Source organism: Streptomyces sp. NPDC057654, from assembly GCF_042800135.1.
Taxonomy (GTDB): domain Bacteria; phylum Actinomycetota; class Actinomycetes; order Streptomycetales; family Streptomycetaceae; genus Streptomyces.
Genome location: NZ_JBHVHQ010000054.1, coordinates 1 through 20091 on the forward strand (window position 1 = coordinate 1; position 20091 = coordinate 20091).

At 72.2% G+C, this 20091-nt stretch carries 19 protein-coding genes; 14 read left to right on the forward strand and 5 right to left on the reverse strand.

The annotated features are described in order from the left end of the window. Window positions 1-42: 42 nt before the first annotated feature. A complete protein-coding gene (locus tag ACFU99_RS07275) occupies window positions 43-351 on the reverse strand; it encodes a 4a-hydroxytetrahydrobiopterin dehydratase (protein ID WP_384387091.1) in 309 nt (102 codons plus the stop codon). Between the two features lie 235 nt (window positions 352-586). Here ACFU99_RS07275 and ACFU99_RS07280 point away from each other — a divergent pair, with 235 nt between their 5' ends. Further along, window positions 587-2359 (forward strand): FAD-dependent oxidoreductase, encoded by a 1773-nt coding sequence (locus ACFU99_RS07280; RefSeq protein ID WP_384387094.1) that lies wholly within the window; start codon window positions 587-589, stop codon window positions 2357-2359. Here ACFU99_RS07280 and ACFU99_RS07285 read toward each other — a convergent pair. The 3 genes from ACFU99_RS07285 to ACFU99_RS07295 form a co-directional block, all read right to left on the reverse strand. Beyond that, window positions 2320-3672, reverse strand: a complete 1353-nt coding sequence (locus tag ACFU99_RS07285; RefSeq protein WP_384387097.1) for an MAB_1171c family putative transporter — start codon at window positions 3670-3672, stop codon at window positions 2320-2322. The two genes, ACFU99_RS07280 and ACFU99_RS07285, sit on opposite strands and share 40 nt — an antisense overlap. A 1-nt stretch (window position 3673) precedes the next feature. After that, window positions 3674-4177: a hypothetical protein gene (locus ACFU99_RS07290; protein ID WP_384387100.1), complete on the reverse strand. Its 504-nt coding sequence runs from the start codon at window positions 4175-4177 to the stop codon at window positions 3674-3676. 134 nt (window positions 4178-4311) lie between these two features. Beyond that, entirely contained in the window at window positions 4312-4794 is a 483-nt protein-coding gene (locus ACFU99_RS07295) for a hypothetical protein (RefSeq protein ID WP_384387103.1), read from the reverse strand. Window positions 4795-5321: 527 nt separating this feature from the next. On the opposite strand from ACFU99_RS07295, the gene ACFU99_RS07300 reads away from it, so the two are divergent. The 12 genes from ACFU99_RS07300 (at window position 5322) to ACFU99_RS07355 (ending at window position 17337) form a co-directional block, all read left to right on the forward strand. Then, the gene (locus ACFU99_RS07300) at window positions 5322-6551 is read left to right on the forward strand and encodes a DegT/DnrJ/EryC1/StrS family aminotransferase (protein ID WP_384387106.1); all 1230 of its coding nucleotides are present in this window, start codon (window positions 5322-5324) and stop codon (window positions 6549-6551) included. A 130-nt stretch (window positions 6552-6681) separates the two neighbouring features. Then, window positions 6682-7500, forward strand: a complete 819-nt coding sequence (locus ACFU99_RS07305; protein ID WP_384387109.1) for a DNA-methyltransferase — start codon at window positions 6682-6684, stop codon at window positions 7498-7500. Between the two features lie 5 nt (window positions 7501-7505). Beyond that, complete coding sequence (locus ACFU99_RS07310; RefSeq protein WP_384387111.1) at window positions 7506-8834, forward strand: iron-containing alcohol dehydrogenase; 1329 nt, start codon at window positions 7506-7508, stop codon at window positions 8832-8834. Continuing rightward, a complete protein-coding gene (locus ACFU99_RS07315; RefSeq protein ID WP_384387113.1) occupies window positions 8831-9919 on the forward strand; it encodes a hypothetical protein in 1089 nt (362 codons plus the stop codon). Before ACFU99_RS07310 ends, ACFU99_RS07315 begins: the two co-directional genes overlap by 4 nt. Next, on the forward strand, window positions 9916-10743 hold the full coding sequence (locus ACFU99_RS07320) for a glycosyltransferase family 2 protein (protein WP_384387117.1): 828 nt from the start codon (window positions 9916-9918) through the stop codon (window positions 10741-10743). Before ACFU99_RS07315 ends, ACFU99_RS07320 begins: the two co-directional genes overlap by 4 nt. 7 nt (window positions 10744-10750) lie before the next feature. Then, the gene (locus ACFU99_RS07325) at window positions 10751-11728 is read left to right on the forward strand and encodes a radical SAM protein (RefSeq protein WP_384387120.1); all 978 of its coding nucleotides are present in this window, start codon (window positions 10751-10753) and stop codon (window positions 11726-11728) included. After that, window positions 11728-12669 (forward strand): NAD-dependent epimerase/dehydratase family protein, encoded by a 942-nt coding sequence (locus tag ACFU99_RS07330; protein ID WP_384387123.1) that lies wholly within the window; start codon window positions 11728-11730, stop codon window positions 12667-12669. The genes ACFU99_RS07325 and ACFU99_RS07330 overlap by 1 nt, the downstream gene beginning before the upstream one ends. Beyond that, window positions 12666-13790, forward strand: a complete 1125-nt coding sequence (locus ACFU99_RS07335) for a DegT/DnrJ/EryC1/StrS family aminotransferase (RefSeq protein ID WP_384387126.1) — start codon at window positions 12666-12668, stop codon at window positions 13788-13790. The genes ACFU99_RS07330 and ACFU99_RS07335 overlap by 4 nt, the downstream gene beginning before the upstream one ends. Window positions 13791-13832: 42 nt before the next feature. Further along, the gene (locus tag ACFU99_RS07340) at window positions 13833-14609 is read left to right on the forward strand and encodes a phytanoyl-CoA dioxygenase family protein (protein ID WP_384387129.1); all 777 of its coding nucleotides are present in this window, start codon (window positions 13833-13835) and stop codon (window positions 14607-14609) included. 62 nt (window positions 14610-14671) lie between these two features. Beyond that, window positions 14672-15271 (forward strand): SIS domain-containing protein, encoded by a 600-nt coding sequence (locus tag ACFU99_RS07345; protein WP_384387132.1) that lies wholly within the window; start codon window positions 14672-14674, stop codon window positions 15269-15271. Window positions 15272-15306: 35 nt separating this feature from the next. After that, a complete protein-coding gene (locus ACFU99_RS07350) occupies window positions 15307-16323 on the forward strand; it encodes a zinc-binding dehydrogenase (protein WP_384387134.1) in 1017 nt (338 codons plus the stop codon). A gap of 153 nt (window positions 16324-16476) precedes the next feature. Further along, window positions 16477-17337, forward strand: coding sequence for a hypothetical protein (locus ACFU99_RS07355; RefSeq protein ID WP_384387137.1), 861 nt, complete (start codon window positions 16477-16479; stop codon window positions 17335-17337). A 418-nt stretch (window positions 17338-17755) separates the two neighbouring features. Here ACFU99_RS07355 and ACFU99_RS07360 read toward each other — a convergent pair whose 3' ends face one another. After that, entirely contained in the window at window positions 17756-18892 is a 1137-nt protein-coding gene (locus tag ACFU99_RS07360; protein WP_384387140.1) for a glycosyltransferase family 4 protein, read from the reverse strand. A 283-nt stretch (window positions 18893-19175) separates the two neighbouring features. Between ACFU99_RS07360 and galE the strand changes: the two genes are divergently transcribed. Further along, a partial coding sequence (gene galE / locus ACFU99_RS07365; protein WP_384387143.1) for a UDP-glucose 4-epimerase GalE occupies window positions 19176-20091 on the forward strand: 916 nt, incomplete at its 3' end.

Consider the following 20091-nt stretch of genomic DNA (forward strand, 5'->3'; position numbering starts at 1 on the left):
GCCCCCGTGTGAGGGGGCCGTGCGGCTTTCGGTCCGGTCTCCTCAGCGCGCCCCGTGCAGCGGTGCGATCTCCTCCACGCGGCGGGCGAGTTCGACGTCGAGGCCGGTGACCTTGCCGCCCGCGCTGTGCGTGTTCACGGTGATGGAGATCTTGTTGTAGCCGAGCGTCAGATCGGAGTGGTGGCCCAGCTCCTCCTGGATCTGCGCGACGTGGATCACCATCGCCGCCGCCGGGAAGTGGCCGTCGAAGGTGTAGTCACGGCTGATGCTGTCGCCGTCGGTGGACCAGCCGGGGAGCTCCTGGAGGCGCTCCTCGACGTCTTTCTGTGAGAGCGGTTGCACTGCTGCCATGACGCTGCCCCTTCGTCTTCTTCATCACTGAATTCTTCATCACTGACGCTTCATCACTGACGCTTCATAGGTGAACGGTTTCTTCATGAGCGGCGGTGATTCCAGCCTGCCCCGTGGAGCGGTCTCTTTCGCGCCAATGTGCGGGTGTGTCGGCGGTTGCCTTCCGGGGTCGGCGCGCCGCTTCTATGCTCCTGCGCCGGACGTGATGGGTTACCGACGGTAGGGGATCAGGGGCATGGACGGTACCGGCAGCACCCGGAGAGGCTTCATCGGCGGGGCGGCGGCGGTGGCGGGCACGGCCGCACTGGCCGGACGGGCGACGGCGGCGCAGCCCCGCCGCGCCGCTTCGTCGACGGGGCGGCACGTCGCGGTCCTCGGCGGCGGCGTCGCCGGGCTCACCGCCGCGCACGAACTCGCCGAGCGCGGCTTCAAGGTGACGGTGTACGAGAAGAAGGCGCTGGGCGGCAAGGCGCGCAGCATGGACGTACCGGGCAGCGCGCGCGGCGGGCGCAAGCCGCTGCCGGGCGAGCACGGCTTCCGCTTCATCCCCGGCTGGTACCGGAACCTCCCGGACACGCTGCGCCGCATCCCCTTCGCGGGCAACGCGAACGGCTGCCACGACAACCTCGTCGCCTCCTCCGAGGTGATGCTGGCCCGGATCGGCCACGAGGACATCCGGCTGCCGTTCCAGATCGTCGGCAGCCCGCCGCCCGTGCTCACCCCGGACGCGGTGATCCGGGCGCTGACCGCGCTGTTCGAGACCTTCTCGAAGCTGCCCGCCCACGAGATCGCGTACTTCGCCAATCGCATCCTGGTCTTCTTCACCAGCTGCGACAAGCGGCGGCTGGACACCTGGGAGCGCACGCCGTGGTGGGAGTTCCTGAAGGCCGCGAAGATGTCGGAGAACTACCAGCAGCTGCTGGCGATCGGCATCACCCGCAATATCGTCGCGACGAAGGCGGAGGTCGCGAGCACCAAGACCGTCGCCAACTGCTTCGAGGCGTTCTTCTACAACCTGCTGGGCCGCGGCGCGGACGGGCAGCCGGACCGCGTGCTGAACGCGCCCACCAACGAGGCGTGGATCGACCCGTGGACGTCCTATCTGCGCTCCCTGGGCGTGGAGTTCCGCACCGGATGGGCCATACAGGACCTGACCCTGGCCGGAGGCCGGATAGCGGAGGCTGTGGCGGTGGACGCGCGCGGCGCGCGCCAGTCGGTCACCGCCGACCACTTCGTCTCCGCGATGCCGGTGGAGCACGCCCGTAAGACCTGGAACGCGCGGGTACGGGCGGCGGACCCGCAACTGGCGCGCTGCGACAAGCTGGAGACCGACTGGATGACGGGCATCCAGTTCTATCTGACCGAGCCGACGCCGATCCTGCACGGGCACATCAACCACATCGACTCGCCGTGGTCGATCACGGCGGTCGGGCAGGCGCAGTACTGGGCGGGGCGCGACTTCCCGCGCGACTACGGGGACGGCGTGGCCGCGGACTGCCTGTCGGTGGACGTCTCCGAGTGGGGCCGGCCCGGCATCCTCTACGGAAAGACGGCCAAGGAGTGCACCCGCGAGGAGGTCGCGCGGGAGGTGTGGGCGCAGATGAAGGCCGGGCTCAACGACACAGGCCGCACGGTGCTGCGCGACGGGGCGCTGCACTCCTGGTTCCTCGACCCGGCCGTGGTGATCGGCAACGGGCGCCCGACCAATGACGAGCAGCTGTTCATCCACCCGACCGGCACCTGGTACAACCGGCCCACCGCGCACACCGCGATCCCCAACCTCTTCCTCTCCGGCGACTATGTGGCGACCGACGTCGACCTCGCGACGATGGAGGGCGCGAACGCCTCCGCGCGGGCCGCCGTCAACGCCCTGCTGGACGCGACCGGTTCGGGGTCCGAGCGATGTGCGGTCACGCCGCTGTACCGCGCGCCCGAGCTCGCGCCGCTCAAGGCGGACGACGAGTTCCGCTACCGGCTCGGGCTGCGCAACGCCTTCGATCTGGGCTGACGGCCGAACAGCTGCCGCTCGGGGCGGGCCCGGCGGGGCTTGCAGGACGACGGGTCGCCGGACTTGTCCGCGAGGCTGTCGCCGGGCCCGTCCGAAGGCTCGCCGGGGGGCTTCCCCGCGGGCTCTTCGGGCGGCGGCCTCCCGGACGGCTTCTCCGCGGACTTCACGAAGGACTTCACACAGGCCGAGGTGTACGCCTCGGCCACCTCCAGCAAGAAGTCGATCTCCGCGGCCAGTTCGCCGCGGTCCACCTCGATGTCGGCGCTCTCCTGCCCGCCCCCTTCCCGGAGGTTGGCCCGCTTGGCCGCGCACGCCTCGCGGATGACGCAGGCGAGCACGGCGGGCCGGGCCGCGCGGGCCGGGAGCCCCGCGGCGGCGACGTGGTCGCGGGCGCGCCGCAGGGCGGCCGGGTGCGCGTAGTCCTGGAGCACGAGGATCGCGTCGCGCGTCTCGATCACCTTGCGGTACACGAGGTAGCGCCAGTGGGAGGGCGCGCACAGCAGCTCGGTGCCGCGCCACCGGTACCGCTTCAGGGCGACGTGCGGCACGGCCGCCACCAGGGACCGCCACAGCGGCCACAGCCGCCAGATCGCGCGGGCGTCCGACGCCGCGCGGCCGACGGCGGCGAGGTCCCGTACGAGCAGGGCGGCGGCGCGCAGCACGGCGTGCAGCCCCAGCGCGATGCGCAGATACAGCACGACGTCCCCGAGCGGCGTGATCAGCCCGACGAGCCGGCCGGCCCAGAAGACGCCCGCGCACACCGCGCCCCAGCCGAACAGGGCGAGGCTCACGCGCAGGCTGCGGTCCATGCTCCGGCAGGCGTAGCGGCGGCACATCACGGCGCAGGCGGAGTCGGCGATCAGGTGCGTCGAGCCGAGGAGCACCCAGTAGCCGGCGGTGCGCGGGGCCCCGGTGATGCCGGGGACGGCTTCCGCGCAGGGCGGTTTCACGCCGTACGCGATGAGCACCAGGCCGGCCAGGACGAACGGCACGGCGAACAGGACGGCTCTCTTGAATCTCCGGTTGCCGCCGGACGCGGCGACGAAGTACAGCACGCCGCAGGCGGAGAGCACCCCGATCATGTTCCTGGCCAGGGCCACCGAGCACAGTGTGGCGGGCCCGTCGCTCAGCAGGCGGGCGATGGGCGGCTGGTCCATGGCCATGGCGACGGCGGTGAGCGCCATCGTGCCCCAGAGCAGCCGTTCCTGGGGGCGCCGCAGGACCGACGGCAGCCGCCACAGGACGGCGGCGAGCAGCACCACGGTCGAGACGGCCTCGAACCCGGCGACGCACGTGGCCAGCCCCGGCCGCATATCAGCCGCGTACGCCCATGGCGGCCTGGAGGTTGCCCAGCACCCCGTCGAGCCGTCGGCCGGCGGCTTCCGCCCTGGTCCGTATCAGTCCGGCGAGCGTTTCGGCCTCTTTCTCCTGGGGCGTGGTGTAGTTGGTGCGCCGCAGGAGCCGGCGGATGAGCCGGGGGTCGAGGTCGGGCAGGAGAGCGGCGGCTCCGTCGCCGTCCGGGCCGAGCGCGTAGTGGTCCAGCAGGACGTGGCCGAGCTCGTGCAGGACGATGTGCTCCTGGTGCAGCCGCCCGGTCCGCTGCTCGAAGAAGATGTGGTCCGCCCCCTCGGTCGCCAGCCACATCCCGCAGGCTCCCGACGCGGCCGCCTGCGCGGGCAGCGGGTGCAGATGGATGGGGCGCCGTCGCTGTTCGGCCAGTTGGTCACAGAGCGCCGTCACGGAGAACGGCCGTGGCGGGTCGAGCCGGGCCAGCGCGGAGTTGCAGCGGCGACGTAGCCGGATGTCGCGAGGGTGCATGCGGTGCTCCTACGACCATGTTCGAGGCGCGTGGATGGCGCCTGTCGGCGGAAGGCCCCCGGGGGTCTGTCAGAGGCTCGGACGGGTTCGGTCGCCACGGCGAACCTCGTGCGGCCGGCGGCGGGCGGCCCCGGTCAGCGCTCTGTGGTGGTGGGATGGTCGGGGTCCTCATCGGTCGACAGGTTCTGGAATTTGCGCGCCTCGTTCACCATCGTCAGCAGCGCGTCGAGGCTGGCGGGCGAGAGCCCGTCGGCGCGGAGCGCGAGGTTGCGCACGCGGGTGTCGCGCAGGGCGGCGGCCAGGGCCAGCTGGGCGTTGACGCGCTCGGCGACGTCGTCGTCCAGGAAGTAGCCGGGGGGTACGCCGAAGAATTCGGCGAGCACGTCGAGCTGTTCGAGGGTGACGTTGCGTTTGCGACCGGTGGCGAGCTCCCACAGGTAGGTGCCCGAGATCGCGCCGCCGGTCTGCTCGCTGATCTCCTTGGCGAGCCGGGCGTAGCCGGGCCGTTTGCGCTCCTCGGGGTAGAGCGCGGCGATCAGCTCGTTCAGCCGCTGGTCGAGCTTGCGCAGGATCGGCCTGCCGGAGTGGCCCGATGCCGCCGACTCGCCTCTGCTCATCTTCTCGCCCCCGGTCCTCCCCGTTCGCGACGCCGCCAGGAGGCGGTGCCATAAGACAGTCAACCCTCATCCGTCACAGCTGACAACAGGGCCTACCTGTCGTCACGTTGATGTCATTTCAGCCAACCGGGAGCGCTCCATCCGGTATGTTTCGGGCCTTTCCCTTGCCTCGCGGGCACGCTCACCACTACCGCTCCGTCACATGCGCCACAACTACAGCGGACGGCATACGGTGGCAATAAGCCATCACCGTTCACCATGGTTGACAGGGGCATCAGCAGCGGGCGTACGCTCGCACTGCGGATCACCCGCTCCTACGGATGCCAGTACGTCCCGCAGACGCACTTCCCAGTCCGGCCCGCGCGCCGCGCCCCCTCCCCGTCGCCGCGGCGCTCCCCCGTGAACCAGCACGTCAGGCACGTCTCGTTCCCGATTGCTCCCGCACATCCCCGCTCGTTCACGGCCCCTTCCCCCAGGGCCGTAGTCCCGCACCCGCTGGCTGACCGAGACCTCATCGGAGGGTCACGATGTCCGACGCTCTCCCCTGGCCGCAGTGGCCGACGCACTCCCCGCAGACCGAGCAGAACCTGCTCGCCGCGCTCAGGTCGGGCCGCTGGGCGGTGAGCGGCGCGTACACGGGCGAGGAATCGTACGAGCAGGCCTTCGCCGCCGCGTTCGCCGACTTCATGAAGGTGCCGTACGCGGTGCCCACCTGCAACGGCTCGGCGGCGCTGACCATCGCGCTGGAATCGCTCGGCGTCGGGGCCGGCGACGAGGTGCTCGTACCGGGTCTGACCTGGGTGGCCTGCGCGTCCTCCGTGCTGCGCGTCGGCGCGGTGCCGGTCTTCGTCGACATCGAGCCGGACACCCTGTGCATGTCGGTGGAGGCCGCGGCGGCGGCCGTCACCCCGCGCACCAGGGCGATCATGGCGGTCCATCTGTACGGCTCCGCGGTGGACCTCGACGCGATGACCGCCCTGGCCCGGCGGCACGGCATCGCCCTCCTGGAGGACTGCTCGCATGTGCACGGCGCGATGTGGGGAGAGCGCCGGCTCGGCGCGATCGGCGACGCCGCCGCCTTCAGCCTCCAGCAGACCAAGCTGCTGACCTGCGGCGAGGGCGGAGTCGCCGTCACCTCGGACCCGGAGATCCACGACCGGCTGTTCCGCAAGCGGGCGGACGGCCGGGGCCACCGGGCCGCGCCCGTAGGCGAGTTGGAGCTGGCGGAGCTGCCCGGCGTGCAGGGCTACAACTACTGCATGAGCGAGTTCAACGCCGCGGTGGCGTTGGAGGGGCTGGCCCGGCTGGACGAGGAGAACCACCGCCGGCGGATCTCGATGCGGCGGCTGGAGGAGCTGCTCGGCGGCTTCGACGGGGCCCGCCCGCTGGAGCGGCCGGCCGCGCTCACCGCGGACGCCGCGTACCAGTTCTGCGTCCGGCTCGACCCGGCGGTCTTCGGCCCCGGCGCGAAGGACGCGGTGGCCGCCTCGCTGTCCCAGTCGCTCGGCCTGCACGTCGAGCCCATCGACTCCGCGCTCCATCGCAACGTCCTCTATCAGCCGCTGCATTCGTGCTGGGCCAAGGGGCCGGGCGGCGTACGGCCGCTGGACCCCGCACGGTTCGAGCTGCCCGCGGCCGAGTTCGCCGGGGAGAACGCGGTGGTCCTGCCGCACCGGCTCTTCCTCGCGCCGCCGGAGCGCATGGAGCTCGTCGTCACCGCGCTGGAGAAGGCCCGCGCCCAGCTGCCCCTGGCCTGAGACCACGGGCCGACGGGCCGAGGCCGTCGGCCCAACTCCCGTAAGGCATCGCACTGTTGACCTGAATCCGCACGCCCCATGCCCTGAAGCCGTCGCCCCGATCCCCCCGTCGCCGAGCGAGAGGCCCTCGATGAGCGCTCGTACCGAGACCGGCTCCACCGTACGCACGGTGGCCGCCACCGCCGCCGGAACCCTGACCCAGGGGGACGCGACCGCCTTCCTCCGGTCGCTGCCCGCCGCGAGCGTGCGGCTGGTGGTGACGTCGCCCTGGTTCACCGGCCCTTACGAGCCGTCGTCCGACGACCCGACCAGCCCCGCGTTCGGCGACTGGCTGGACGGCTACATGGACGAGTTCGCGCGGGTGCTGCGGCCGGACGGCAGCGTGGTCATCGAGACCGGGTGCAGCTGGGCGCGGGACCGCCCGGTGCGCACGGTGGCGAACTTCGCCGCGATCAGCCGGCTGCTCGCACGCGGCGACTGGCACCTTCTCCAGGAGTTCTACTGGTACAACCCCGAACTCCTCGACGAGCGCGAGGAGTGGGTCACCCAGGGGCGGATCCGGCTGCACGACTGCGTCACCACATGGTTCTGGCTGTCGCGGACCCCCGATGTGCCGGTGGACACCCGGCGGGTGCGCGGCTTCCAGAGCTATCTGACGCAGCCGTTCGGCAACTTCCTCGCCATGGGGGACTCCGCCGCCGACTACCCGTATCTCGACGGGGTGTCCGAGCGGCTGAGCCGGGCCGACGCGGACCGCTTCCCGGTCGCGGCCCCGCTGTACTTCATCCGGCTGCTCACGGAGGAGGGCGAGCACGTCGTCGACCCGTTCTGCGGGATCGGCTCGACGGCGCTGGCCGCCGAGTCGGCCGGGCGCGAGTGGTCGTGCAACGACTTCTCCGCCGAGGCGATCGGCATCGCGAAGCAGCGCATCGACTCTCTCCGAAAGTGATGACGATGGATCTTCAGGCCCCTTACCCGGCTGCCGCTTCCCCCGCAGACACCGAACCCGCGGCCCCTGAACCCGCGGCCCCTGAACCCGCGGCCCCCGAACGCGCGGATATCGAGCTCGCGGACACCGAACCCGAGGTGGACCGGCGGCGATTGCGCGAGCGCCACTTCGACGTGGCGGACAAGCGGGTGCGCGTCCTGCTCGGCGAGGACGTGCAGGACGAGATGGTCGCCACGCTCGGCGGAATGCAGGCCGACCGCTTCATCGTGGTCACCGACGACAATGTGGCCGACGTCGCCGCCGGGAAGCTCGCCGGCGCCCTCGACGCCGTCGCCCCCACGCTGCTGCTCTCCCACCCGCCGGGCGAGGAGCACAAGAACCTGGCGACGCTGTCCCGCTTCATCGACCTGGCGCTCGACTTCGGGGCCACCCGCCGGACCGTCGTGGTGGCGGCCGGCGGCGGCATCCCCGGCAATATCGCGGGGCTCCTCGCCGGGCTGCTCTTCCGCGGGGTGCGGCTGGTGCACGTGCCGACGACGGTGATCGCCGCCTGCGACTCGGTCATCTCCGTCAAGCAGGCCGTCAACACCTCGCACGCCAAGAACATGGTCGGCCTCTACCACCCGCCCGAACTGATCCTCGTGGACCTCGCGGTGGTGGCCCTGGGCTCACCGCGCGACCTGCGCTCCGGCACCTGCGAGACCGTCAAGAACGCCCTGGCGATCGAGCCCTCGCAGATCCCGCGGCTGCGCCGATTGCTGCGCCGCCGCGCGGACTACACCCCCGCCGACCTCGGCGAGATATTCGACCTGAGCCTCGCCGTCAAGAGCCGGCTGCTGCTGGAGGACCCGTACGAGAAATACTCCGGCCTGCTCCTGGAGTACGGGCACACCATCGGCCACGCCCTGGAGCTGGCGAGCACGGCGCACGGCCCCAAGGAGGCAGCGCTCAAGCACGGCGAGGCCGTCGCGCTGGGCATGATCGCGGCGGCCGACGTGGCGCGGCGGATGGGGCTGCTCGACGAGGCGGCCGTGGCCGTCCACGAGGAGCTGATCGACCGGGTGGGCGTCTGCCGGTGCCTGACGGCGGGCATCGCGCCGAAGACGGTGCTGCACCACATCGCGTACGACAACAAGCGCGGCTACCGCTCATGCGACGGCGACGACGTCGCGATGGTGCTGCTGGGCGGGCTCGGCAAGCCGCTGGGCGCGGACGAGCACTACCTCACGCCCGTACCGCACCGCCATGTCGCCGCCGCCGTCCACGACCTGCTGCGCCGGGGCGGGGAGTGCGGCGGGGCCGGGCGGGGAGCCGAGGGGCACACCGCCTCATGACCGATATCCGCTGGCCGCTGCCCACGGCCCTCACCCCTCCCCCGCCGGCCCCCGATGCCGTCGAGGCTGTTCCCGCTTCGCAGGCGACGGAGCCCGCCATCGTCACGGCCCGCTCCCCGCTGCGCGTCTCGCTGGCAGGCGGCGGCACCGACCTGCCCAGCTACTCCTCCCGCCACGGCGGGCTGGTGCTCAGCTGCGCCATCGACCGGTACGTCGGCGTGAGCGTCTTCCCGCGCGCGTTCGACGGCCGGGTACGGGCCGCGACCGACAGCTACGACCTGTGCGACCGCAGCCACCAGCACCCCAACCCGATGACGCGGGCCTGCCTGCTCCGCGCCGGGCTGCGCAGCGGCTACCAGATCGCTTCCTTCAGCGACGTGCCCAGCGGCAGCGGGCTCGGCGGGTCGGCGGCGTTCGCCGTGTCGCTGCTGCACGCGGCGGCCTCTCCCGGCGCCATGTCGCGGCAGGCGCTCGCCGAGGCCGCGAGCGCGGTGGAGATCGACGACCTCGGGCGCGCGGTCGGCAAGCAGGACCACTACATGGCCGCGTACGGCGGGATCCGGCTGCTGCGGTTCCACCCGTCGGGGCGGGTGGCCCCCGACCGGCTCGACCTGCCGGCCGCCGCCCGGACCGCGCTGGACGAGCATCTGCTGCTCTTCCACTCCGGCATCAGCCGGGACGCGGGCGACATCCTCGCCGAGCAGAACCAGCGCACGCTCAGCGGCCACGACGAATCCCTGCGGCGGCTGCACGCCATCCGCTCCATCACCCACGGCATGACCGAGGCGCTGGTCAAGGGCGATATGGACGCGGTGGCCGGGCTGGTCAACGAGCACTGGTCGCTGAAGGCGCGGCTCGGCTCGCGGATCAGCAGCCCGCACCTCCAGTCCCTGCACGACCGGGCGCTGGAGGCCGGGGCGCGGGGCGCGAAGCTCCTCGGGTCGGGCGGCGGCGGCTTCCTGCTGCTGGTCTGCCCGCCGGGCAGCCACGGCGACGTGCGCCGGTCGCTGGGCGAGGCCGGGCTGCGGGAGCTGCCGTTCCGGCTGACCGACGAGGGTTCCCGGACCGTCCGGCTGCCGCTGTGAACGCCGCCGGAGCACCCGAGCGGCCGGTGGCGGCGCCGGTCACCGTCGTGACGATCACCCGCACCCGGCCCGAGCTGCTGGCGCGGGCGGTGCGCAGCGCCCAGCGGCAGCGCCCGCCGGGCGGCTTCGAGCATCTGATCGTCATCGACGACTGCCTCGACACCTACCGTTCGCTGCGCGACCTGCCCGAGCCGCCGGCCAATGTGCGCTGGCTGCTCGCGGGCCGCGGCCCCCGTGACGTGTCCGGCCCCGGCCGTTCCTCGCGGCTGCGCAATATGGCCGTACGGATCGTCCGCAGCCCCTGGGTCGCGTTCCTCGACGACGACAACGAATGGGAGTCCGGCCATCTGGAGTCGCTGCTGGAGTGCGCCGCGCGTACGGGCCATCGGGCCGTCCACTCCCAGCTGCGGATGGTCAAGGCCGACGGCTCCCCGTACCTGGAGACGCGTTCGCCGTGGTCCGAGGACGAGGCGGAGGGGCGCGCGGAGTACGAGCGGCTGCGGGCGAAAGGGGTGGTGGAGCCGGGCTCCTGCGTGCGGCGCGACCGGCTCGATCCGCTCGGCGTCCCGGACCCCGTGATCGAGGTGGACACCGGGGAGTGGATGCTGGCGCGCGAGCTGCTGCTGGAGGTCCCCTTCCGCGACGACTTCGACGCGCGGGACGAGGCCGACCGGATCGGCGAGGACGACAAGCTCGCGATGGACCTGCGGGCGCGCCGCGAACCCGTCTCGTGCACGGGGCTGCCGACGCTGCGCTACTACCTCGGCGGCTACTCCAACAACTTCTCCTTCTCCTTCGACTCGACGTTCTCCTGGCGAGAATGAGGAACTGATGACCTATCACATCGCGGACGGGAAGGTCGTAAGTCCGGAGGGCTGCGAGCTGAACGTCGCGCACCACTGCAATCTCGGCTGCGCCTCGTGCAGCCATCTCTCACCGGTCTTCCGCCGGTCCTTCATCGACCCCGACACCGCGGCCCGCGATCTCCACCTGCTGGCGAAGTCGTTCGCGGCCAAGTTCGTCAAGGTGCTCGGCGGCGAACCGCTGCTGCACCCCCAACTGATCCCCATCCTCCACCAGGTGCGCGCCTCGGGCCTCGCGCCGCACATCACGGTGTGCACCAACGGCATCCTCCTGCCGCGGATGCGCGAGGACTTCTACGCCGCGGTCGACGAGATCGAGATCTCCGTCTACCCGGACCGGGAGCTCGACGAGGAGAAGATGGCCCGCGTACGGGCGTACGCCGACGAGCACGGCGTGTTGCTGAACATCTCGCACTACTCGCACTTCCGCTACTCGTACGCGGAGCACGGCACCGACGACGAGGCGCTGGTCAAACGGATCTTCGCCACCTGCCAGATCGCGCACGTCTGGCGCTGCCACACGCTGTACGAGGGGCATTTCTTCAAGTGCCCGCAGTCCGTGTTCCTGCCCCAGGTCCTCGAAGGCGCCAAGCCGCTGTGGGAGGACGGCCTGCGGGTCACCGACGAACCGGACTTCCCCGCGCGGCTGCTGGCCTACCTCCAGGGCAGCGAGCCGCTGGCCGCCTGCCGCAACTGCATGGGCAGCGTCGGCCGCCGCATGCCGCACCAGCAGCGCACCCGGCGCGACTTCCGCGACCTTCAGAAGCACAGCACCGAGGAACTGACCGACCACCGTTTCCTGACCCTGCTGGAAGAGCGGCCGGACGCCGACGACGGCTGTGCCGTCGAGAGCGCCGACAGCTGGCAGGAACGGCTCCGCGAACGCGCGGCAGCCGGTGTGTCCGCCCCCGCCCCGCACTCCCCCCGCGCCCGGAAGAGGTCCTGATGCGTTGCCTGGTAACCGGCGGTTCCGGCTTCATCGGCCGGCATGTCGCCCGCCGCTGCGAGTCGGCCGGCGATGAAGTGATGGTCCTCGACAGCCGGTGGACCCCCGACGATCCGTTCCCCGGCCGGGCGCTCGACATCACGGCCAAGGACGAGCTCGTGGAGCTGTTCACGTCCTGGCGGCCGGACGCCGTGATGCACCTCGCCGGGGTCGCCGACGCCCGCGCCGTGCTGGCCGACCCGGTCACCGCGATGGACGCCAATGTCACCGGGACCGCGGCGGTCCTCGCCGCCTCGGCGGCGTCCGGCGTGTCCCGCGTCGTCATCGCGGGCAGTTGCTGGGTGTACAACGCGATGCGGACCGAGGCCATCGACGAGGACGAGCCGTTCCTGCCGACCGGCGCCGGCCACTTCTACACCACCTCGATGATCACCAAGGAGCTGCTGGCCCGCGACTTCGCCCAGCTGCACGGCCTGGAATCCACGGTGCTGCGCTACAGCCCGATCTACGGGCCGGGCATGTGGCCCGGCCTCGTCGTCTCGGCGTTCCTGCGGGCGGCGGCCGAGGGCGGGCCGCTCACCGTCTTCGGCGACGGCTCCGAGCGCCGCGCCTTCCTGCACGCCCACGACCTCGCCGACGCGTTCCACCGCGCGACCGCTCCGGTGGCGGCGAACCAGGTCTACAACCTGGAGGGGCCGGAGATCATCACCACCCTGGAGCTGGCGCAAAAGGTCTCCGACCTGTTCGGCGGCGTGCCCATCGTCCACCGCGACGAGCCGACCCGGCGCGGCGAACTCGTCTACGCGCAGCGGTTCGTCTCCACCGAGAAGGCCCGGCGCCAGCTGGGCTGGTCCCCGCGCATCGGCATCGACGAGGGGCTGGCGCTCCAGCTCGCCGCGACCGGCCGCACCGCCCCGGACGCGGAGGCGGCGAGCCGATGACCGATCACCAGGTGGTCCCCGTACGGCCGGACTTCTCCGAAGAGGACATCGAGACCATCCTCGGCTCCATCCGCACCGCGCTGGTCAGCGGGCAACTGGCGCAGGGCGAGGAAGTGGCGGCGTTCGAGCGGGAGATGGCCGCGTACACCGGGGCCCGGCACGCCGTGGCCCTCGCGTCCGGCACCGCGGCGCTCGTCTGTGGGCTGCGGGCGCTGGCCGAACGCGGAACCGGCGAAGTGCTGGTGCCCGCCAACTCCTTCTACTCGACGGCCGCGGCCCCGCTGCTCGCCGGGTTGCGTACCCGCCTCGTCGATGTGGAGGCGGAGACCTTCGCGCCGTCCGTCGAGACTCTGGAGCGGTCGGTCACCAAGGACACCGTCGGCGTCCTCGTCGTGCACATGGGCGGCCTCATCACCCCCGCGCTCCAGGCGATCGCCGACTGGTGCGCGGCGCGCGGGCTGTGGCTGTTCGAGGACTGCGCGCACGCGCACGGCAGCCGCCTCGACGGGCGGCACGCCGGGAACTTCGGGGTGGCCGGCGCGTTCTCCTTCTTCGCCACCAAGGTGATCACCTGCGCCGAGGGCGGCATGCTGACCACCGACGACGACGAGCTGGCCGCGTCCATCGGGTTCTACCGCAACCTCGGCAAGACCGAGGCGTGGCGCAGCTACCACACCGTGCTCGGCGAGAACGCCCGGATGAGCGAGCTGCACGCCGCCGTCGGGCGGGCCCAGCTGCGCCGCCTGGACGAGTTCCTCGCCGTGCGGCAGCGGCTGGCCGACCGCTACACCGCGGGCCTGGCGGAGCTGCCCGGCCTCACGCCCGTACTCCCGTCGCACGCTCCGGCGAGCTGGTACAAGTACGCGGTGCTGCTGGAGCCCGCCACGGACCGGGCCGCGCTGAAGGCCGCGCTCAAGGAGGCCGGGGTGCACCTGGGCGGCGAGATCTACGAGATGCCGCTGGACGCCCAGCCGGTCTTCGATGGCCGGATACCGCGCGAGGAGCGGCACCCGGTGTCGGAGGACGTGTGCGCCCGGCACATCTGCCTCCCCCTGCACACCCGCATGGCCGAGGACGACGTCGACTTCGTCCTGACCGCCCTGGAGAAAGCCCTCACCTGACCGCCGCGGCCCCGCCCGCCCCGGCATCGCGAAAGGACAGCCGTGCCCGCACTATCGCAGGAAGAGCTGTATCTGTTCGACACCACGGGTTTCGTCGTGGTCCGGGGCGCGTTCAGCCCCGCAGAGGTGGAGACGTACAAGGCGGAGCTGGGCCGGCTGGACACCGTGGACCCCGGATTCGCGAACACGGTCCGCTACAAGGACCTGCCGTCCGCGAGCCCCGTATTCGATCAACTCGCCCTGGACGCCCGGCTGGTGGGCCCCGTACGCGACGTCGTCAACCAGCCGCTGCGCATCCTGGAGGGGTACGGGCTGCGGCGGGGCAAGGACAGCGTGCTGTATCTGCACGGCGGCAACTCCGAACTCCTCGACCTCGGCGGCGGTTCCGTGGGCCGGGACATGTCCATCACGCACACGTACCACGACGGCAAGCTGTACTGCCCGTACGTCAAGACCTTGGTGTACCTGAGCGACATCCAGTCCCAGGAGGACGGCTCGTTCTGCTACGTACAGGGGTCGCACAAGGCCAACTTCCCGCTGCTGCGCTCCCGCGCCGAGCGGGGGGTGCGCGCCTCGATGATCGATACGGGGTTCCCCACCCTGACCGATGTCTTCGTCCGCGCCGGAGACATGCTGCTGCTCAACGAGGCCCTGATGCACGGCACCCGGCGGAAGCTGACGGACGGCGACCGGCTGCTGCTGGCGTTCGGATACGGTCCGACGTTCCTCACCGACTGGCGCGAACTCGACGGGGAGACCGGCGATCTGCGCGGCGCGGGCTACGTCGACCACGACGTCGAAGAGGACTTCGTGCACTGAGTGCCGGTGCCGCCTTCGGCGCGGCGCACCGGATTCCCCGACAGGATTGCAGGGACGCAGACATGACACAGAACGCATTCGCCGCCCCGGTCCGCCCGGACCTGGGCCCGTGGGACGAATATCTGGCCACGGCGGGCCCGCTGCTCGGCTCGATGGGCGAGCAGGTCGGCCGGCTCATCGGCGAGCTCGACGCGGTGCGCCGCGACGGGTCCACCGTCTTCCTCGCGGGCAACGGCGGCAGCGCCTCGGCCGCCTCGCATCTCGCGCAGGACCTCCTCAAGGGCGCGTACACGGGGGACGGTCCGCCGCTGCGGGCCATCGCCCTGACCGACAACCTCTCGATGCTGACGGCCTACGCCAACGACTGCGGCTACGACCGGGTGTTCGTGGAGCCGCTGCGGCTGCTGGCGGAGCCGGGCGACCGGCTGCTGGTGATCAGCTGCTCGGGCACCAGCCCCAATGTGGTGGCCGCCGCCCGGCACGCCAAGGAGGCCGGGGTGCGCGTCATCGCGGTGACGGCGGGCGCCGGCGGCACGCTGCGGGACCTGGCGGATCTGGAGGTGAACGCCCCGACCAAGGACGTGGGGCTGGCCGAGGCGATGCACAGCATGATCTTCCATTACGTGACGCAGTCGCTCCGCGACGTTCCCGGCCCCCGCTGAGCAGCCCACTTACCCCTTATCAGAAAGGCCACGGCATGCGAGCAGCAGTCCTGAACGGCCCCCGTGACATCAGCGTCCGCGAGGTGCCCGACCCCGAGGTCCCCGAGGGCTGGGCGCTGGTGAAGGTCGCGTACAACTCCATCTGCGGCAGCGACGTGTCGCTGTACAACAACGCGTGGCACGGCACCGCGTTCCCGGCGGTGCCGGGCCATGAGTGGAGCGGCACCGTCGTGGAGAGCCGCGGCGGCGGCTTCGCGGCGGGCGATCCGGTGGTCGCCGACCTCGCGCTGGGCTGCGGCCGCTGCCGCTGGTGCCGGCGGTCCCAGCTGGTGATGTGCCCGGAGCTGCGGGAGTTCGGCTTCACCGATCCGGGCGCCTGCGCCGAGTACATCGCGGTGCCGGCGGCGAACCTGGTGCGCCTTACGCCCGGCACCGACCTGCTGACCGCCACCCAGGCGGAGCCGCTGGCCGTGGCGCTGCACGCGCTGCACCGGGTGCGGCTGGAGCCGGGCGAGAGCGTCGCCGTGCTGGGCTGCGGCGGCATCGGTCTCAACGTGCTCCAGGCCGTACGGGCGGTGGGCGCGCGGGTCGTCCTGGCCGTGGACCCCATCGCCAAGCGGGCCCGCGCGGCGGGAGCGCTCGGCGCCGAGACGACGCTCAGCGACCCCGCGGACGTCGCCGCGTGGATCGCCGACGCGGGCCCGGCCGGGCTGCCCGACGTGGTGCTGGAGGCGAGCGGCGAACCGCCGGCCGTCCGGACGGCCACCGACCTCGTGGTGCCGGGCGGCCGGATCGGGCTCATCGGCTACCGGATGGGCCGGAGCGTGGAGCTGGAGTCCGCGCGGTGGCCGCTGAAGCTGATGGAGATGATCGGCACGATGGGGCCGGGCCGCTATATGCCCGCGGCGGCGGGGCTGGTGAGCCGGGGCGCGATACGCACCGACGAGGTCATCACCCATGTCGTGGACCTCTCCGACGCGGACAAGGCGTTCCATTTGGCGGATGAGCCGGGGGACGAGGTCATCCGCGTCGCGATCCGCGCGGACGCGTAGCGCCATGTCCGGCGGGGTCCGGTGCGTATGGCCGCGCGGCGGCCGGGGCGCCGGGGGCGCCTCCGAGCGGTAGCCGGGGGAAGAGCGTGCCGGGCGGCGCGGCGGGGCGAAGCTCGTCGGCCGCGGCACCAGTTGGGGAAAGGGGCCCGTTCCGTGGCCGAGTTGAGGAGGGATCCGCTGACGGGCGCGCGCGTCATGGTGCGGGGCAGCCGCCAGGGCCGGCCCCGCACCCGCGGCGTGGACTGCCCGTTCTGCCCCGGCGGCCTGGAGGCGCCGGAGCCCTACCGGGTGCGGCGGTTCCCCAACCGCTGGCCCGCGCTGGAGGCGGGCCGGTGCGAGGTCCTGCTGTACTCCCCCGACCACGCCGCCTCGTGGGCGACGATGGGCGAGGAACAGGCCCTGGGCGCGGTCGAGTTGTGGGGTGAGTGCACCCGCTCGCTGAGCGCGCTGCCGGACGTCGGCTATGTCCTGCTCTTCGAGAACCGGGGCGCGGAGGCGGGTGCGACCGTCGACCATCCGCACGGCCAGGCGTTCGGCCTGGAGCAGGTGCCGCCGACGGCCGCCGCGCAGCTGGGCGGCGGCGCGGGGGCGGGTGACTGCTCGCTGTGCGCCGGGCCGGCGAAGGAGCTGCTGGTCGCGGAGGAGGACGAGTGGTGGGCGTGGGTGCCGCACGCCCCGATCTACCCGTACACGGTCCGGATCGCGCCGCGCACCCACGTCCCCGGCCTGCCGGCCTGCGCCGCGAGCGACCGCCGTTCCCTGGCACGTCTGTTGTCCGACGTCGTCGGCCGCTTCGAGCGCTTCTTCGACGGCCCGGCCCCGTACTTCCTGTGGGTGCACCAGCACCCGGCGGACGGCGGCGACTGGCCGCGCGCCCATCTGTACGTGGAGATCGTCTCGGTGTGGCGCTCCCCCGGCGTCCCCCGCTACATCGCCGCCGGAGAGCTGGGCAGCGGCATCTTCTTCACGCCGCTGGAGCCCGAGGTCGCCGCCGAGCGGCTGCGGGAGGCGTGAGACTCCGGTGACGTCTTACGGCACGGACCGGGGAGCGCCGACGGCCCGGTACTGGACGAGCTGTACACCGCCGGCTCCGACCGGCACGGGCCGGACCATGGCCTGGGCGGCCACAGCCTCGTACGGCAGAAGCCCGGGTACGGTGCCGCTACCCGGCACGGGCCGGACGGCCACGGCCCCGTACAGCACAGGCCATACGCCGGCCGCCGCTCGCGGCACACGACGGAGCGCGGTGGCCGCGCACCGCACCGGCCGGATGACGGCATCGTCACGCGCCGCGAGCCGGAGCGCACCGCCACCGCCCGGCGCCGCCCCGGCGCCTGCGGCCGCACGCGGCGCGAGCCGCACACCGCCGGCCTCGTACGGCGAGTTCCCGAGGCCGGCGGTCCCGAACGGCGACAGCCGATTGGCGGATGGGTCAGCCCGCCAGTTCCTTGAGCTGGTCGACCAGGATCGCGATCGGGTCGCGCGGCATCTGGCGGCGGACTGCCTCGGCGGCGCGCCGGCCGATGGCGGGCCATTCGGAGCGGCGCTGCCAGGCGCGCTCCAGGGCCTCGTCAAGGCAGGCGGCCACGGGGCCGGCGGCGACGAAGCCGGTGTCGTCGTCGGTGAGGAGTTCGGCGTTGCCCGCGACGTCGCTGACGATGACCGGGCGGCCGCAGAGCATCGCTTCGATGATCACGGTCGGCAGGCCCTCGGCGCGCGAGCACAGGACGAGCCCGTGGTGGCTGCGCCAGACCTCCTCGATGTCCTTGGTGTATCCGGCGAACTCCACGTTGTCGAGGTCGAGCCGGGAGGCCAGGGCGCGCAGCACGCCCTCGTACTCGCCGGAGCCGAAGACGGAGACGGTCAGCGGCCGGTCGCGCCACTTGGGGCGCGCCAGGACGTCGAAGAGGACGTCGTGGCCCTTGCTGTTGGGGTCCAGGCGGGCCAGGCAGGCCAGCCGGACCGGGGTGTCCTCGGCCGGCCACGGCGGCGCGGCGTCGTAGTCGACCTTGAAGTGGCAGCGCACCACGCGGCCGTTGGGTATCCGGGCCCCTACCTGGCGCTCCGTCAGGTCCCGGTTGCTCTCGGAGACGAAGTACGACGCGAGGGCGGAGTTGTAGGCACTGGCCAGGCGCTCCGCGACATCGTCCGTCAGCCATTCGTATTCGGACGCGGAGTTGGAATAGGCGACGTAGGGGTAGCCGCGCCGGCGGCACTCCTCCAGCCAGCCCAGTCCCTCGTAGTTGTCGCCCTGGGAGACGATGACGAAGTCGGGCCGCACGGCCTCCAGGGTGCTCAGGCGCCGCTCGGAGTACGGCAGTTCATAGCAGGGGCGCAGATCGTACGGCGGGTGGTCCCACCTGCGGTGCACCACGCAGCCGGCCTTCTCCAGGTCGGCGAGTTCGCCGGGGGTCTCGTCCCAGCCCTTGACGCTCGCGTGGATCTCGGCGCCGTCGCGCAGCCAGTGGGCGGCGGCCAGCGACCAGTTGGTCTCGCTGGGGCCCCAGGGCGCCGACTCGTTGGCCGACACGAAGAGAATCCGGGGCCGTGTCCGCTGGGTCTCGCTCATGTGCGTACCACCTCCGAAATGTGCGGCACACATGCCGCAGCAATTTCCGCGCGCCCCGTCGAATTACGTCGGGCGGCAGCGGGATACGACAGGACGATATCAGCGCGGACAATCTTGGGGAAGTGCGCGTCGGGAAAATGTCGAGGCCCATGAGGTAATCGGCGGAATTCTGTCTCCGCCACCCCTGATATTCATTCGGATAACCGGCCGATGACGTCCGGCCGGCATTTTGCTTGCGGAATTCCGTACGGCATGACGACTGCGCGTGGAAAGGCGATGGACGATGAGGCTATTGGTGACCGGGGGCGCGGGCTATATCGGCAGCGTGGTGGCCCGGCGGCTGCTGGACGAGGGGCACAAGGTGGTGGTGGTCGACGACCTGTCCAGCGGCTTCGCCGACGCGGTGCCGCGCGGCGCGGAGTTCGTACGCGGCACGATGGAGGAGGCGGCCCGCGTCCTGGCCGGGCCGCACCGCTTCGACGGGGTGGTGCACCTGGCGGCGCGGTCGCTGATCGACGACTCGGTGCGCCGCCCGGAGCGGTACTGGAAGGGCAACACCGTCGAGACGCTGCGGCTGCTGGACGCGATGCTCGCGTCCGGTGTCGAGCGGCTCGTCTTCTCCTCCACCGCCGCGACGTACGGGCAGCCCGCCGAGGTGCCGATCACGGAGAGCGCGCCGACGGCGCCGACCAATCCGTACGGGGCGTCGAAGCTGGCCGTCGACAAGGCGCTGGGCGACTACACGCGCGCCCACCCGCTGGGCGCGGTCAGCCTGCGGTACTTCAACGTCGCGGGCTCGGTGGGCGACTGCGGCGAGCGGCACGAGCCGGAGACGCACGTCATCCCCATCGCGCTGGACGTGGCGCTGGGCAGGCGCCCGGAGTTCTCGGTGTACGGCGACGACTACCCGACGAGGGACGGCACCTGCGTGCGGGACTTCATCCATGTCGGAGACATCGCGGAGGCGCATCTGGCGGCGCTGGGCGCGGTGGCGCCGGGCGAGCACCGGATCTACAACCTGGGGAACGGCCAGGGCTTCTCGGTCCTGGAGGTGCTGGACGCGGTGGCGCGGGTCACCGGCCGGCCCGTGCCGTCCCGGCCGACGGGCCGGCGGCCGGGCGACCCGCCGACCCTGGTGGCGGCGGGCGAGCTGATCCGGCGCGAGCTCGGCTGGAAGCCCGGCAGGCCCGGTCTGGAGG